Below are 15,674 nucleotides of genomic sequence, written 5' to 3'. Positions count from 1 at the left end.
CGTGAATGGACGCACTCAGATGGGCAGCCCGGAGCGGACCACCCAGTCCGCATAGAAGCAGACCAGGGCCAGCAGGACGAAGATCAGGTCCACCATCCAGAACCGGACAACCACCTTGGACTCCTGCCAGCCCATCAGCTCGAAATGGTGGTGGATGGGCGCCATCTTGAAGACCCGCTTGTGGGTGAGCTTGAAGTAGCCCACCTGGATGACGTCGGAGGCGGCCTCTCCCACGAATAGCCCGCCCAGGATGACCGCCAGCAGCTCGGTATGGGTGGCGATGGACAAGGCTGCGAAGAGCCCGCCCAGAGCCAGGGATCCGGTGTCTCCCATGAAGATGGAGGCCGGATTGGTGTTGTACCAGAGGAAGCCGAAGCAGGCCACGGCCGCGCAGCAGGCGATGATGGCCAGGTCCAGGGGGTCGGAGACCGCATAGGCATGTCCGGGATGGCTGCCGCCCTTCAGGTGGTAGCTCTCCCAGAAGGCGATGACCGTGTAACCCACGAAGGCGATCATGGAGGAGCCCGAAGCCAGCCCGTCCAGGCCGTCAGTCAGGTTGACGGCATTGCTCCAGGCCGTCATCAGCAGATTGACCCAGATGATGAAGAGCACCACGGACAGGACGCTGCCCGCCATTCGGAAGTCGATGATGGGCTGCTCCACGAAGGATATGCCCGCCTGGGCGCTGGGGTAGCCGTTCTTGGTGGGCAGCTTCAGGGCCAGCACCGCGTATATGGTGGCCAGAATGAACTGACCGATGAACTTGGCCCTGACCGACAGGCCCAGGTTCTGCTTTTTGCGCACCTTGGCGAAGTCGTCGATGAAGCCCAGGAAGCCCATGGAGAGCATGGCGAACAGGACCAGCATGGCCGACAGGGACACGGACTCCCCCCGCGACAGGTAGCGGTAGAGCGCCGAGGCCGCCCAGCCCAGCAGGATGGCCAGGTTGATGACCAGCCCGCCCATGGTCGGGGTGCCGCGCTTGACCAGGTGGGACTTGGGCCCGTCCTGGCGGATGTACTGGCCGTAGTGCAGGCGGTGGACCAGCCGTATCAGCAGGGGGGTCCCCGCCAGCGTCACCACCAGGGCGACCAGGATTCCGATGATGAGGGCAATCACAGTGTGTACTCCAACTCTTGGATTCTGTCCTTGAATATTAGACCCCGCTGCGGGGATGCCGATGGACCCATGGCTCAGCCCTGCCACCGGTCGGCCAGATCGGACAGGCCGGACATATGCGAGCCCTTGAGCAGAACCAGACTCTGCCGGTCCGAATGCCTGGCGCACAGGCGGCGGACCATCCGGTCGGCCTGGTCAGCGTCCTGGGCAAAGAGGACACGCATGGACCCAGGCTGATCCTCGCCCGGATCGGATGGTCCGCCGGCACCACGGACCAGGGCCTGGACCAGACTGTCCATCTGCTGATCCCGGCAACCCACCGCGACCAATGCATCAATGCCCCGACGACGGCAGTAGGCGCCGATCTCCTGGTGCAGCTGCTCCCCTCGATCGCCCAGCTCGAGCATGACCCCCAGGACGGCTATCCGATAGACCGGGCCATCGGATCCCTTCCAGGCGGACAAGGCGTCCAGACCGGCCCGCACGGAGTCGGGATTGGCATTGAAGGAATCATCGATCAGGGTGAAGGAGGCATCAGGCAACCGGACCGACGATAGGGCCATCCGATGCGGACTGATTTGCCGCTGTCGGCCCAGCTCATCGGCGATGCGCTCTGCGTTCAGACCGAGGGTGTGGGCCACCGTGGCGGCGGCCAGGGCGTTCATGACGTTGTGCCGTCCGGGGATGCCCAGACGCAACCGAACCGGCTGCTGGCCGCGCAGGCACAGCTCGAAGGCCGGCCTGTCCAAGCTGTCACTGTCCAGATAACGAGCCGAGCCGTCCAGGTCGCGGTCCTGCCCACCATCCTCAGTGGTCATCCCAAACCGCAGAACAGGCCCAGAGGCCAGATTGGCCATGGCGGCCACCCGGGGATCGTCGGCATTGAGCACGGCGGTCCCACCCGGCACCAGGCCCTGCACGATCTCGCTCTTGGCCTGGGCGATGCGCTCCACGGAGCCGAATTCACCCAGGTGGGCCACTCCCACTTTGAGGACCAGGGCCATGTCCGGGGGAACCATCCGGGTCAGACCTGCAATCTCGCCCACGTGGCTGGCTCCCATCTCCGCCACCAGATAGCGGGTGTCCGGCCCGACCTCCAAGGCGGTCAGAGGAAGACCGATCTCATTGTTGAAGGACCCGACCGGGGCCACCACAGGGCCCAGCAGGGCCAGCAGGGAGGCCAACAGATCCTTGGTCGTGGTCTTGCCGACGGAGCCGGTGATGCCGATGACCGTGAAGGGGCCCGGGGCCTCACGCCGAAGGTCCATGTTGGCCCTGGCCAGCAGACCCAGGGCGGCAACCGTATCGTCCACAAGAATCTGCGGCAGGTCAGCGCCCGGAACCAGGTGGTCGACCAGGGCCGCGCGGCAGCCCCTGGCCCCCAGGCCGGGAACATAGTCATGACCGTCCACGTGCTCGCCCTTGATGGCTACGAAGAGTCCATCGGCCCCCGCCTGCCGGGAGTCGGTCACCACCCGCATGCGCACGGACCGCCGGTCGGGTTCGCGACCAGGACCGGCCTCGACCAGCCGACCGTGCACGTATTCGACGACCTCTTCCAGGGTCATGGGCATGGACCCGGCCCCTACAGACTGACTCATCCTCACCTCTCAGGACATTTCGCGGGAGACGCGCAGGGCGCTCCTGATGTTGTTGCGTTTGACGCCGGCGGCCATGGTCATGGCGATGCACAGTGACAGGTCGTCGCTCTGTGCATCGGCGGGCAGGGACTGGCGGGCCAGCCCGTCCGATTCCTCGTTGCGCCGGGCCACAATGGTGTGCCCGCCCAGGTTGAATCCGTATCGGCGGGCCCTGGAAATCAGCCGCACATGCCGCATATCGCGGGTGGAGCCCTCCTGGGCGCCCAGGGCCACCACATCCAGGTCCACCGCCTGCAGGGCATCCCTGGCCAGGGTCTGTTCATCCACGGAGATGACCACGGCGGCCGCCCCGTCCTCCAGGGTGATGGACAGACTGCGCTGCACATCGAACATGCTCAGGGGGTATTCCAGGTCCAGTCGCCGGTCCAGCGAGTATGAACCCTTGGCGCTGAGAATGCCGACGGGATTGCCCAGCACGTGCAGGAAGTCGGCCAGGAGATCCACCTGGTCCTGCACCTGGGAGCCGACCAGGGCGAAGACAGCCAGGGCTCCCGAAGGATCCCCTGCGGCATTGGCCAGCAGCTGGCCCATCTGCCAGGGGTGCATGGTGCCGAAGAGCATGGGTATGCGGGCTCGTCCCACCTCTTGACGGGCCGAGGTCGGCAGCAGGGCTGCGTAGGCCCCTCGACGTTCGGCCTCCTCGATCATGCCCTGGTCCACCTGCTGGTCTGCAGGCACGTAAAGACTGCCGGGCCGCACGGAGGGCAGGTCGTCCACCAGTGAGGTCACCGTAACCGGTTCAGCGAAGTCGGGGACCAGGGTCAGCCCGTAGCGTCCCTTGAGCTGACCCAGGGTCAACCGTCGGGAGATTGATTCACTCAGCGCACTCATGCTGCAATCTCTCCTTTGTCCGGGAACGCCATGATGCCTGCCGGTATCACCATGTTACCGGGATAGCATCGGTTCTGGGCTGGGACGTGGGGACCTGATATTTCTGCATAAGGAATTCACCGATCTGGGCGAAGATGGGACCGGCGGTGACTCCGCCGAAAATCCCGGCACTGCTGTGGGGGTTCTTCAGCACCACGGTGATCACAAAGCGGGGATCGTCAGCGGGCAGTATACCCACCCAGTCGCTGACGATGCCGCTCAGTCTGCCGGAGCTGTCGGCCACCTCGGCGGTGCCGGTCTTGGCGGCAATCCTGTAGCCTTCCACCTTGACCGTCTTATCGTATTTCTCTGATACCGATTCCATCGCGTTCATGACCTCAGCGGCCACCTTCTCGTCCACGACCCTGACCTGATGGGCTTTGACGGCGCCCTGGCCGCGGATGATGGTCTGGTCGGAACGGACCCCCTTGTTGGCCAGGGTGGCGACGGCATTGGTCAGCTGGACGGCGTTGGTGGCATAGCCCTGGCCGAACAGGACCGTGTTGCGGGTGCGCCGGTCCCAGGTCTGGGGCGAGGTCAGCAGTCCTTTGGACTCCCCCGGCAGACCCAGGGCCGAGACCTGGCCGATGCCGAAGCGGGTCAGATAGTCGTAGCGCTTCTGGTCGGGGTAGTTCTGACCGGCCATGACCATGCCCACGTTGGAGGAATTCTGCAGAATGCCGGCCAGCGTCCAATGCTCGTCCCCATGGTTGAAGGAATCCTTGTACTGCTGGTTGTCCAGGGTGATGTGGTCGGGCACAGTAAAGCGGTCGGTCATGGAGTGCGCCTGCTCCTGGAGCATGCCCGCGGCCGAGATGGTCTTGCCGACCGAGCCGGGCTCGAAGGTCTCCGCCACAGCCCTGGAGGAGTTGACCTTGGCCTGGTCGCTGCCCGCCTGGTAGTCGTCGGTGTCGGCCAGGGCCAGGATCTCGTTGGTGCGGGTGTCCTGGACCACTGCCAGAGCCCAGTCAGCATGATAGTTCTGGCAGCCTGACTTGAGGGCCTGGCGGACGTACCAGAGCACGTCCTGATCGATGGTCAGTCTCACGTCCTTGCCATTGACCGGATTGCGCTGACGGGTCATGGTTCCGGGAATCTCCTGGCCCAGCATCCCCTGCTGATAGACCGTATAGCCGTCGGTGCCGGTCAGCCGCCGATTCTCCATCTGCTCGATCCCGGCCACACCCTTGCCGCTGTCGTCGATGCCCCCGATCAGGGCCCCCATCAGATCCGGGTGCGGATAGGTGCGTTCGCTGCTCAGCTCGGCCGTGATGATCCCCTGCAGCCCCAGCTTGTCGATGGAGCGCTTGACCTCGGGGGTCACCCGCTTGGCCAGGACCACGTACCGTCCAGGGACGCTGAGCTTGCCGCCCAGCTCCATGGCGTTCATCCCCAGGGACGGTGCCAGGAGACGGGCCACGCCGGCAGCACCGTCGGCGCCCACCGGGTGGCCCTTGATGCTGTGACAGTCACTGCCTGTGCGCTTGGTGCAGTTGATGGGTATGAAGGAGGCGGCCGCCTCGGGGTCGCCGATGATGTTGTATCGCTCCAGGCTCTGGGCCAGCACCCGGCCATTGACGTCCAGAATGCGGCCACGCTGGGCCTTGATGGTGTGCGGCACGGTGCGCCCCGCCGCAGCGGCCTGGGCCATGGACTTTCCGTCGAAGAGCTGGATGTAGGCCAATTTGCCCAGGGCCAGCGCGGCCACCAGGATCAGGATCAGGCCCACAGACAAGGAACGTTTGCAGAAAGACAGGTGCCAGGAGCGCTTGGTTCCCTTGCCGCTCATGGATGCCCCGCCTTGCCATGGGCATCCTGAGGGGGCTTGTAGCCCTGCAGATCGATGGAGTTCAGACCCTGCTGGGGCTGCATGCCCAACTGCTGGGCCTTGTCCGGCAGGGAGGCCTGGAGCTGGTCGAGCTTGTTCTGGTCATCCTGGACGTCCTGGTTGAGATTGCTGATCTCACGCTGGATCCGGGTGGCTTCGAAGGAATCCTGGACCATCTGGGTGCGCAGCATCAGGGAGCCGAACATACAGGCCGCCAGGAAAACCACCGAGGTCATGATCCGCAGCAGGGGATTGCCCCGGGTCCGAGTCCAGCCGATCAGACGCCGGGCCCCCTCAGCCACTGGACCTCGTTCCGGCTGGCGCGCCTTGCCGGTCTTGCCTGTGCCCTTGATCAGACTGAGCTCGGGCCTGGTGGGCATCTCCTGGATACGGGGATGGCCCTTGTCCGGGGAGGCCTTGGAACGGACCGAACGTGCTGGCATGGTCATGACCGGCGCCTCGATTCCGAACCGTGACCCACGCGGCGATGGCGATCAGCTGAGACCTCACCACGGGCCTCGGCCTGAAGCCGACAACGACGCTCTTCAGGGATGGTTCCGATCATCTCCACGGCCCGCAGGCGCACGGAGGCGGATCGGGGGTTGCGTTCCCGCTCCGCCGCATCTGCCTTGATGGCCCCATGAGTCAGATCCGACAGATAGGGACGGGCCTGATCGGGCACCACCGGCATGCCAGCCGGCAGGTCCACATGCAGACCAGGCGCCATGAAGCGCTTGACCATGCGGTCCTCCAAGGAGTGATAGGACTCCACGACCAGACGACCTCCCTGGGCCAGCCGCAGAATGGCCTGGGGCAGGGTGCGCCTCAGACGGTCCAGCTCCCCGTTGACCTCGATGCGAAGGGCTTGGAAAACCCTCTTGGCCGGATTGCCCGGAGGACGGTGGCCGCGCGGTACTGTCCTGTCGACCAGACGGTCCAGCTGGGCCGAGGTGGTCAGCGGCTGCTCCTGCCTGGCCTCCACGATGGCCCGGGCGATGCGTCCTGCATAGCGTTCCTCCCCATACCGGGAGAAGATGTCGGCCAAGTGCTCCTGGTCATACTCGGCCAGGACCTGTGCGGCCGTCAGCTCCTGGCTGGTGTCCATGCGCATGTCCAACGGAGCATCCTGCCGGTAGGTGAATCCCCTGTCGCGCTGGTCGATCTGCAGGGAGGAGAGCCCCAAATCCATGAAGACCAGGTCCACCTGGCCTACTCCCAGTGCGTCCAATTGCCGGTCCAGCTGGTCAAAGGGTGCATGCACCGGGGTGAAGCGGTCGGCCAGGCCCTCGTCGCGCATCCGGCCTGTAGCCAGATCCAGGGCCTCAAGATCCCTGTCGATGCCAATAAGACGGGCCTCAGGGCAGGACTTGAGGAAGGCGGTGGCGTGACCGGCCAGGCCCAGCGTGCAATCCACAGCCACGGCGCCCGGGCGCTCCAAGGCGGGCCGGGCCAGCGCAAGGCAGCGCTCCAGCAGGACCGGACGGTGGACCATGCCCCTGTCCACGGCCTCCTGATCGGGAGGATTGCGATTTTCCATGAGGGCCTCCATCAGCAATCCACCGCCGGAAGAACATCGTCGGCAATATCGGCGTAACCCTGCTCCTTGCTCTCCAAGTAAGCGGTCCAGGAATCCTGATCCCAGATCTCAGCGCGGGTGCCCACGCCGATGACCACGACGGGGCCGGTCAGCCGTGCATAGGAGCGCAGCATGGGCGGAACCAGGATGCGGCCCTGCTTGTCGGGGACCTGGTCGACGGCACCGGACAGGAATACGCGCAGGTAGTCCCTGGCCGACTTGTCGCCCATGGAGGTGTGTTGGATGCGCACAGCCATCCGCCGGAATTCGTCTGTGGGCAGCAGGCTGACGCAACGCTCCTGGCCGCGGGCCATGACCAGGCCCTGACCCAGCTGGGCGCGGAACTTGGCGGGCAGCGCCAGGCGGCCCTTGGAATCCATTTTGGGGGTGTAGGTGCCCAGAAGCATGGGCGGCAGGGAAGGCGAGGCGGCATCTGCGTCGTATGTATCGGCCATGCCCCACCTCCAATGCCAGTTCGGTAACCATGGGACGACCCCATCGGGTAGCGTCCCCTACGCAGTGCTCCCCACTTTACCCCACTTATCCCCATTGCTCACCACCTTGACACCACTTCAGGCCCAAACCCAACCATCCGACTCGCCAAAGGGTCCGCCCCGGCGTTTCGCCACCCGGCAAAGAGGGCGCGGCCAAGGGTCTGCCGGGCCGAAAAAGTAGAGGTCGAGCGGTATATTGGATCATCCGATTTTTGAACATTGGACAGAACGGACGCACATGTCGAGCTATTCCTCACAGCTGCATGAAGAGCAGACGGCGGTGGACAGGGCCTACGGCCGTCTGGACGAGCTGCGGACGCAGGCCAGGACCAGACTGGACGCGGTCCGGGCCGCCGGCTCCCACGGATCGCCCACCCAGCGCACCGAGCGGGATTCATTCGCCAACATGTATGAGGACCGGCTCACCCAGCTGCGGGCCGTGGAGGACCGTCTGGTCTTCGGCCGACTGGATACGGCCCAGGGCGGCCGACGATATATCGGGCGACTGGGCCTGCTGGACAGCAACCACGAGCCCATCCTGACCGACTGGCGTGCCGAGGCCGCACGCCCCTTCTACGAGGCCACCCCGGCGGACCACGGCGACATCGTCATGCGTCGGCACATCACCCTCAACTTCCGCCAGGTCACCGGCATCGAGGATGAGGTTCTGGACCTGTCGGCCCCCGAGGTGGACAAGGCGGCCCAAGGCGGCACGCTTGCCGGCGAGGGCGCTCTCATGGCCTCCCTGTCCAGCCGCCGCACCGGGCGGATGACCGACATCGTGGCCACCATCCAGGCCGAACAGGACCGGATCATCCGCTCCCCCATGACCCGCCCGCTGGTGGTCCAAGGCGGTCCTGGCACCGGCAAGACCGCTGTGGCCCTGCACCGGGCGGCCTATCTGCTCTACACCCACCGGCGCAGACTGGAGAGTTCAGGCGTGCTGATCGTCGGGCCCAGCAACGCCTTCCTGCACTACATCGACCAGGTCCTGCCCTCACTGGGCGAGACCGGGGTGCTCAGCCGAACCATGGGCGACCTCATCCCCGGCATCAGCACCGAACGCCAGGAGGACCCGCACGTGGCCCGTCTCAAGGGGGACATCCGCATGGCCGAAGCCGTAGCCAATGCCATCGCCTCCCGGGAACGGGTCCCTGCCTCCCTGCCCACGGTCAAGGTGGATGGGGTTGCCGTACCCATGCTGGCGGTCGATCTGGAACAGGCCCTGGTCGATGCCCGACGCAGCCACCAGCCCCATAACAAGGCCAGAAACACCTTCGTACGCTCGGCCCTGAACGCCATGACCGCCCGTTATGCCGAGGGAGTGGACTACGAGCCCGGAGCCGAGGAACTTGCCCGGGTCACCTCCCTGCTGCGGCTGAACGACCAGGTGCGGCGGACCCTCAACCTGGCCTGGCTTCCCATGAACCCCCGCTGGCTGGTCAACGACCTCTGGTCCAGGCCGGACCGTCTGCACCGGTTCGCCCCCTGGCTGACCCCGGAACAGATTGACCTGCTGACCCGCCAGGACGGCGCCGAACTGACCGTATCCGACATCCCCATCCTGGACGAGGCCATGGAGCTGCTGGGCCCCGACCCACGCCAGGCTGATCGTGATCAGGCCGAAAAGGCCCGCCGCGATGAGGAACGCCGGTTTGCCAGCGACACCTTGGCCCAGAACGGCATCGGCACAGGCATCGTGACCTCGCAGATGCTGCTGGATTCCATCAATGGCGAGGACGAGAACCAGGCAGCCACCCAGGCGGCCGCCGACCGGGAATGGGTCTACGGGCACATCGTGGTCGACGAGGCCCAGGAGCTGACGGCCATGGACTGGAGGATGCTGGTCCGGCGCTGCCCTTCCCGTTCCTTCACCATCGTCGGGGACGTGGCCCAGACGGCGGCCCTCGGTGGCACCCGGTCCTGGGCCTCCACCATGGACAGGCTTTTCGGCCCGGACGGATGGGATCTGAGGCAGCTGACCATCGACTACCGCAACCCTCGCCAGGTATCCAACCTGGCCTCCTCCTTCGCAGCCTCCGAGGGTCTTGAGGTTTCCACGCTCAAGGCCGTGCGCGAGGTTGAAGGATCGGTCAGCCACCTGCGGGCCGACGATCAGTCCAGCCTGCTGGACCGGCTGCCTGACCTGGTTGACGAACTGGCGGAGCGACATCTGGGCAATGACGGTACCGGACGCCTGGCGATCATCGTTCCCAGCGCCCTGGAAGCCGGGGTCAGCTCACGGCTGCATATTGATAAGGCTCAGGAGCACCAGATCACAATCACGACCACCGATCACACCAAGGGTCTGGAATTCGACGCCGTGGTTCTGGTCGAGCCTGGAGCCATCCAGGACGAAGCCCCCTCCAGGCTGAGCGCGGCGGCCGACCTTTATGTGGCCATGACGCGACCGACCCAGGAGCTGGTCATCGCCCAGACATCCGTGGATCAGAGACTGCTGGACCTGGGATGACGTGTCTAGTCGCCCAAGCGTCTAATTTCAGGACTGCGCAGTCGCAGACTGCTCCTCAACTGACTGGTCTTCGGCACGCAGGGTGTCGATGGCCTGCTGGAAGTCCTCCAGGTTGCTGAAGTTGCGGTAGACCGATGCAAAGCGCAGATAGGCCACCTCGTCCAGCTCCCTGAGGGGCTTCAGGATGGCCCTGCCGACCTCTTCCGAATCCACCTGAGCCAGGCCGCGCGAACGCAGATCCTCTTCGACCTGCTGGCCCAGGAGCTTCAGGTCATTCTCATCGATGGGCCTGCCCTGGCAGGCCTTCCTCACGCCAGAGATGACCTTGTCGCGGTTGAAGGGCTCGGCATTGCCTGAGCGCTTCATGACCAGGAGAATCGAGGTCTCCACCGTGGTGAACCGACGCGAACAGTTCGGACACTCACGGCGGCGTCTTATGGCATGGCCGTCGTCGCTGATTCGCGTATCCACAACCTTGGTATCGGGATTCTGGCAGAAAGGACAGTGCATATGCATTATCATAGCGCCAAAGAACCTCAAGACCCACGTATACCGGGCCTATCAGCGTATAACCCTGGACAAACTCCTTGAATTCAGCTAGTACCTTCATCCAGACGACAAGTCATTGAAGCCCCGTCGTTGAACCCCCGGATCGAAAGTCCCTGCCTCAATCGTCGCTGGGAATCAGGATTCGGTCACCAACGCGCAGGTTGGGCGAGGACATGTTGTTGATCTGCATGATCCGGTCCACGTTTTTTGTGACATCCTCGCCTTGTGGGGTGATCGAGGCCGCATAGGACCAGACATTATCGCCCGGACGAACCGTCCTGGTGATGACCTCCTGCGGTCCTGGAGCGGAGCTGGCAGGTCGAGCCATCCATCCGAACCCAGCCAGTGTCAGCGCGCCGACAGCCAGAAAAACCGCGAATCCACGCAGGATGACACCCGCAAAACCCTGCTCGGACACACAGGCTTTGGCAACTCTGCGAAGACGCTGCATGACGGACGAGAACAAGGAACTGACGTGCGCCAGGCAGGCCGAGGGCAGGTTCGACGACGTAGACATGCGGGAACTGGCACAGGCACGAACAGCCACGGTACACCTCTTTCGAACATTTGTTCTATCGAACAGATGTTCTTATTCTGGCATCTCAATCGTCGTTTGGCAAGGCAGATTCGAACATTTGTTTGATTTTTCACTTGGGGCAGGTTAGACTGAGTTCAGTTTCCAAGGAAAGGAGCCCATCGTGAGTACCATCCCCTTTACAGGGTCCACGGCCACGAGCTCCCTCAACCAGTCCACTGCTGCCAACAGCGCAACCTCCCGGGAAACCGCTGGAACCTCAGCCAGCACCAAGAGCCTGAATCAGGGATCCCGGCCCAAGCTGACCGATCGCCAGGCCAGGGTGTTGGAAGCCATTAAGCGGCACCTGTCGGAACGCGGATTCCTGCCCTCCTACAGGGAGATCGGCAAGGACGCGGGACTACGCAGCACTTCTTCCGTCAAGCACCAGCTTCAGGTCCTGCAGGATCTGGGCTACATCCGTCTGACTGCCAACAAAGGACGCGCCATAGAGCTGGTCCAGGACCAGCCTGAGCCGACTGCGGGAACCGCCAGGATCATGCCCTTCCCCGACACACAGGCCGACGAGGCCATCATGCAGTCGCGTGACGTGCCCCTGGTCGGCAGGATCGCCGCAGGTCAGCCCATTCTGGCCGAGCAGCATGTAGATGATGTCATGCGCCTGCCCGAGCGCCTGACCGGATCCGGCGAGCTCTTCATGCTTGAGGTCCATGGGGATTCCATGGTCGACGCCGCCATATGCGACGGGGATTTTGTGGTCGTCCGCCGCCAGCAGGAGGCTGAGAACGGGGACATCGTCGCGGCACTGCTGGACGATGGGGCCACGGTAAAGACCTTCCGTCGCGAGGAGGACCACGTTTGGTTGATCCCCCACAACCCCGCATACTCCCCCATTGACGGCACCCACGCCGTCATCATGGGCAAGGTGGTCACAGTCCTGCGCAAGGTCTGAAGGCTACATGTCCAAATGTTCGCCGCTGCTGTCCCGGTGACCCTGCGGTTCTATCTGGAAGGTCGTATGTTCGACCGAGACCGGAAAATGATCGCGCAAGCAGCGCTGCATGCTGGTCAGAATTCGTTCGTTTTCAACGGCCGTCGTTCCCTGACGCACCACCACATGTGCCGTCAGCTGCGGCAGACCAGTGGAGACGCTGTTGGCATGCAGGTCATGAACCTCCAGCACGCCAGGCACGCCCTCCAGGTGCTTCCTGACCTTGGCCATGTCGAGGTCCGCCGGGGTCTCCTCAAGAAGCACGGAGACACTGCTGGCCAGCAGTTTGATCGCGCGGGGAATCATCAGCAGAGCAATCAGGGCTCCCGCCACGGCATCGAATCCGGCCCAGCCGGTGAGCATCATGACCACGGCAGATACCAGGACGGCCACCGAGCCCAGTGCATCGTTGACCACTTCGAGAAAAGCGGCACGCATATTCAGGTTGTCCTTATGCCCGGAGGCCAGGACCAGGATGGACCCCACATTGGCAGCCAGACCCAAAATGCCGAAGAAGAGCAGCAACCCCTGCTGATGAACCTGGTCCCGCCCGGGCGACCAGAGCCTCAAGACGGCCTCCACAATGGCATAGATGCCCACAGCCAGCAGAACGAGAGCACCGCCAGCCGCCGTGATGACCTCCAGACGGGACCATCCCCAGGTCCGCCGGTCTGTGGGACGGCGCTCCATCAACACAGCAGTGACTGTGGAGGCGATCAGCACGGCCATGTCGGTCATCATGTGCCCGGCGTCGACCAGCAAGGCCAGGCTGCGGGTGACCAAGGCGCCCACGACTTCGGCCACGAAGACCGAGCCCGTCAGCGCCAGGGTCATCAGCAACTGTCTACGATGGGCGGATCCGCCGCCCTGGACACCACCTTCATGAGCGCTCATGCATACCCCGATTCATCAGTCACCAAAGTATGCCACCAGGGGTCACAAGGCAAGGGTTTTCCGGGAAATACTCAGAAGCCGAACTTGCTTGCCGTCTCCTTCAGGGTCTCGGCGGAACGCTTCAGGGCGGCCAGCTCGCCATCGCTCAGCGGGGTATTGATGTGGGTGTTCACCCCGTCACGGTTGAGCACGCTGGGAACCGACATGCACACGTCAGAGATCCCGTGGAAGTCCTCCAAGAGGGAACTGACCGGCAGAATCCGGTCGGTGCCGTTCAGGATGGACTCGATGATGTCCACGCCGGACATGGCGATGGCGAAGTTGGTCGCACCCTTGCCCTCGATAATCTGGTAGGCGGCGTTCTTCACCTCCTGGTGGATCTCCTCACGCTTGGCCGCATCCAGAGGCTCATGGCCGGGCAGCTCCATCCAGTCGCACATGGGCACCCCTCCGATGGTGGCCGAGCTCCAGAGCGGGACCTCGGAGTCGCCGTGCTCGCCGGCGATGTAGGCATGGACATTCTTGACGTTGACCCCGGTCTGCTGGCCGATCAGGTAGCGCAGGCGGGCGGAGTCCAGGTTGGTGCCCGAACCGAACATCTGGTTGACAGGCAGCCCGGACAGCTCCAAGGAGACCCTGGTGACGATGTCGACGGGGTTGGTAATCAGCAGGAAGATGGCATTGGGGGCCACCTCGACCATCTGAGGAATGATGGACTTCATCATGTTGATGGTGGCGCCGGCCAGGTCAAGCCGAGTCTGTCCCGGCTTCTGCCTGGCTCCGGCCGTGATGACCACCATGTCGGCGTCGGCGCAGATCTGCGGATCGTCCGAGCCGTCGATGGTGACCGTGGGGTAGAAGCTGGATCCGTGCTGCATGTCGCGGACCTCGGCCTCAACACGCTGGGCGTTGATATCCTCAAGAACGATCTCTCGAGCCACACCGCGCTGGGCCGCCGAAAAGGCCAGGGTCGACCCCACGGCTCCGGCTCCCACGATCGCTAGCTTGGTTGGCTTGATTGATGATTCCGCCATATTCTATGGACCTCTCTTATCGGAACCCGGGAAACGGGTTTGCCGCTGACACAACATACGTAGTCTACCCAGCATAGGTGACCTGGTGCGCATCTGCCCTTAAGAGTTCCGCCCCGCCGATGGCGTGTCACCCCCTGAAGCCTGCAAGGGCTTCTGGTCAATGGCCTGGTCAAGCACGGCGGCCGCCAGCCGGTCGTCCACATCAGCGCTCAGCGCAACACCGTCGGCCCGGTATTCCAATGAATCAACCCTTCCCAGCTGCCGCACCTGTTCCAGCAGGGAGCCGCTGGTGTAGGGCAGGATGGCCTGGACATGCACGGCGGGGGCGGGCAGCAGCTCCTCCACCCGCCTGCGCAGGGGTTCCAGACCCTGACCCTGCCTGGCCGAGACCAGAAAGGCCTCGGGTTCGAGGTTGGCAAGCCGCTGCCTGGCGTCCTGATCGATCAGATCCACCTTGTTGAAGACCAGCAGGCGGGGAATGGACTCGGCGCCGGGGATGTCCGCCAGCACAGCGTCCACAGCCCTGATCTGGCCGAATGGATCGGGATGGGAACCGTCCACGACGTGCAGGATCAGGTCGGACTGCCCCACTTCCTCCAGGGTGGATTTGAAGGCCTCGACCAGCTGGGTGGGCAGGCGGCGGACGAATCCGACCGTGTCCACATAGACGTAGAGTCGGCCATCTGCCGCCTTGGTGCGCCTGACGGCCGTATCCAGGGTGGCGAAGAGGGCGTTCTCCACCAGTTCCTGGGACCCGGTCAGCCGGTTGGTCAGCGAGGATTTGCCGGCGTTGGTGTACCCCACCACGGCCACGGCCGGCAACTGGTAGCGCCGCCGGGACCCACGCTTGACCTGACGCGAGGGGGCCATCTGGGCAATCTGGCGCTTCAGCCGGGAAATCCGCCGCCTGATGACCCGCCGGTCGGTCTCGATCTTGGTCTCGCCCGGACCGCGGGAGCCTATGCCGCCGGCCTGCCCGGCAGCCTGACCACCAGCCTGGCGGGAGAGTGATCCGCCCCAGCCGCGCAGCCTGGGCAGCATGTACTCCAGCTGGGCCAGCTCCACCTGGGCCTTGCCCTCGCGGCTGGTGGCATGCTGGGCGAAGATGTCCAGGATCAGGGCCGTCCTGTCGACCACCTTGATCTTGGTGACATCCTCCAGAGCCCGTCGCTGGGAGGGATGAAGGTCGTCGTCGGTGATGATGGTGTCGGCACCCAGCCGGGCCACGATATCCGCCAGCTCCCGAGCCTTGCCCGAACCCAGGTAGGTGGCAGGATCGGGCTTGACCCGCTGCTGGAGCAGTCCGTCGAGCACCTCGGCCCCGGCGGTCCGTGCCAGGGCTGCCAGCTCACGCAGGGACTCCTCGGCCTGGCCGACCGTGGTCCGCGAACCCGACCAGACCCCGACCAGGACCACACGCTCCAGACGGACCTTGCGGTACTCCACCTCGGTCACGTCCTGGAGCTCCCCCAGCCCCTCGACATGGCGGAAGGCATTGCGTCGGCTGCGCTCCTCCCACTCCTGATCCTGGTCCTGCCCGACCTGCTCCCTACTGCCTGTCAGCACCTCGGACTTGTGGGCGAGCGGGTCCTGATGGGCATCGACAACCGCTGAACCATGCTCTTGGGTCGGTTTTTCTTGGGTCAAAGG

14 protein-coding genes are annotated in these 15,674 nt (G+C 64.3%); 2 read left to right on the top strand and 12 right to left on the bottom strand.

Going from position 1 to position 15,674, the window contains the following annotated elements; genetic code table 11:
- Window positions 1-15: 15 nt before the first annotated feature.
- The 7 genes from mraY to mraZ all read right to left on the bottom strand — a co-directional run bounded on the left by mraY (window position 16) and on the right by mraZ (window position 7,509).
- Window positions 16-1,119, bottom strand: coding sequence for a phospho-N-acetylmuramoyl-pentapeptide-transferase (gene mraY / locus JF70_RS02630; protein ID WP_045935187.1), 1,104 nt, complete (start codon window positions 1,117-1,119; stop codon window positions 16-18).
- A 74-nt stretch (window positions 1,120-1,193) separates the two neighbouring features.
- Window positions 1,194-2,720 (bottom strand): UDP-N-acetylmuramoyl-tripeptide--D-alanyl-D-alanine ligase, encoded by a 1,527-nt coding sequence (locus JF70_RS02625; protein ID WP_082069481.1) that lies wholly within the window; start codon window positions 2,718-2,720, stop codon window positions 1,194-1,196.
- 9 nt (window positions 2,721-2,729) lie between these two features.
- Window positions 2,730-3,611 (bottom strand): hypothetical protein, encoded by an 882-nt coding sequence (locus JF70_RS02620; protein WP_045935185.1) that lies wholly within the window; start codon window positions 3,609-3,611, stop codon window positions 2,730-2,732.
- Between the two features lie 46 nt (window positions 3,612-3,657).
- On the bottom strand, window positions 3,658-5,439 hold the full coding sequence (locus JF70_RS02615) for a peptidoglycan D,D-transpeptidase FtsI family protein (protein WP_045935184.1): 1,782 nt from the start codon (window positions 5,437-5,439) through the stop codon (window positions 3,658-3,660).
- Complete coding sequence (gene ftsL, locus JF70_RS02610) at window positions 5,436-5,927, bottom strand: cell division protein FtsL (RefSeq protein WP_045935183.1); 492 nt, start codon at window positions 5,925-5,927, stop codon at window positions 5,436-5,438. The genes JF70_RS02615 and ftsL overlap by 4 nt, the downstream gene beginning before the upstream one ends.
- Window positions 5,924-7,015 (bottom strand): 16S rRNA (cytosine(1402)-N(4))-methyltransferase RsmH, encoded by a 1,092-nt coding sequence (rsmH, locus tag JF70_RS02605; protein ID WP_420804930.1) that lies wholly within the window; start codon window positions 7,013-7,015, stop codon window positions 5,924-5,926. Before rsmH ends, ftsL begins: the two co-directional genes overlap by 4 nt.
- Window positions 7,016-7,026: 11 nt before the next feature.
- Complete coding sequence (gene mraZ / locus JF70_RS02600; RefSeq protein ID WP_045935182.1) at window positions 7,027-7,509, bottom strand: division/cell wall cluster transcriptional repressor MraZ; 483 nt, start codon at window positions 7,507-7,509, stop codon at window positions 7,027-7,029.
- 277 nt (window positions 7,510-7,786) lie between these two features.
- Between mraZ and JF70_RS02595 the strand changes: the two genes are divergently transcribed.
- Complete coding sequence (locus JF70_RS02595) at window positions 7,787-10,021, top strand: HelD family protein (RefSeq protein ID WP_045935181.1); 2,235 nt, start codon at window positions 7,787-7,789, stop codon at window positions 10,019-10,021.
- Between the two features lie 27 nt (window positions 10,022-10,048).
- On the opposite strand, the gene nrdR is transcribed toward JF70_RS02595, so the two are convergent.
- A complete protein-coding gene (gene nrdR / locus JF70_RS02590; protein WP_045935180.1) occupies window positions 10,049-10,531 on the bottom strand; it encodes a transcriptional regulator NrdR in 483 nt (160 codons plus the stop codon).
- A 157-nt stretch (window positions 10,532-10,688) separates the two neighbouring features.
- On the bottom strand, window positions 10,689-11,087 hold the full coding sequence (locus tag JF70_RS02585; RefSeq protein WP_082069353.1) for a LysM peptidoglycan-binding domain-containing protein: 399 nt from the start codon (window positions 11,085-11,087) through the stop codon (window positions 10,689-10,691).
- A 295-nt stretch (window positions 11,088-11,382) separates the two neighbouring features.
- On the opposite strand from JF70_RS02585, the gene lexA reads away from it, so the two are divergent.
- Window positions 11,383-12,057 (top strand): transcriptional repressor LexA, encoded by a 675-nt coding sequence (gene lexA, locus JF70_RS02580; protein ID WP_045936049.1) that lies wholly within the window; start codon window positions 11,383-11,385, stop codon window positions 12,055-12,057.
- Window positions 12,058-12,060: 3 nt separating this feature from the next.
- On the opposite strand, the gene JF70_RS02575 is transcribed toward lexA, so the two are convergent.
- The 3 genes from JF70_RS02575 to hflX all read right to left on the bottom strand — a co-directional run bounded on the left by JF70_RS02575 (window position 12,061) and on the right by hflX (window position 15,590).
- The gene (locus tag JF70_RS02575; protein ID WP_045935179.1) at window positions 12,061-12,990 is read right to left on the bottom strand and encodes a cation diffusion facilitator family transporter; all 930 of its coding nucleotides are present in this window, start codon (window positions 12,988-12,990) and stop codon (window positions 12,061-12,063) included.
- Window positions 12,991-13,061: 71 nt separating this feature from the next.
- Window positions 13,062-14,024, bottom strand: a complete 963-nt coding sequence (locus tag JF70_RS02570) for an L-lactate dehydrogenase (RefSeq protein WP_024627229.1) — start codon at window positions 14,022-14,024, stop codon at window positions 13,062-13,064.
- 99 nt (window positions 14,025-14,123) lie between these two features.
- The gene (gene hflX / locus JF70_RS02565; RefSeq protein ID WP_231578913.1) at window positions 14,124-15,590 is read right to left on the bottom strand and encodes a GTPase HflX; all 1,467 of its coding nucleotides are present in this window, start codon (window positions 15,588-15,590) and stop codon (window positions 14,124-14,126) included.
- Between the last annotated feature and the right edge of the window lie 84 nt (window positions 15,591-15,674).

This window comes from Bifidobacterium mellis (assembly GCF_000967265.1).
GTDB lineage: Bacteria > Actinomycetota > Actinomycetes > Actinomycetales > Bifidobacteriaceae > Bombiscardovia > Bombiscardovia mellis.
This window is presented reverse-complemented; position numbering and strand designations above follow the sequence as displayed.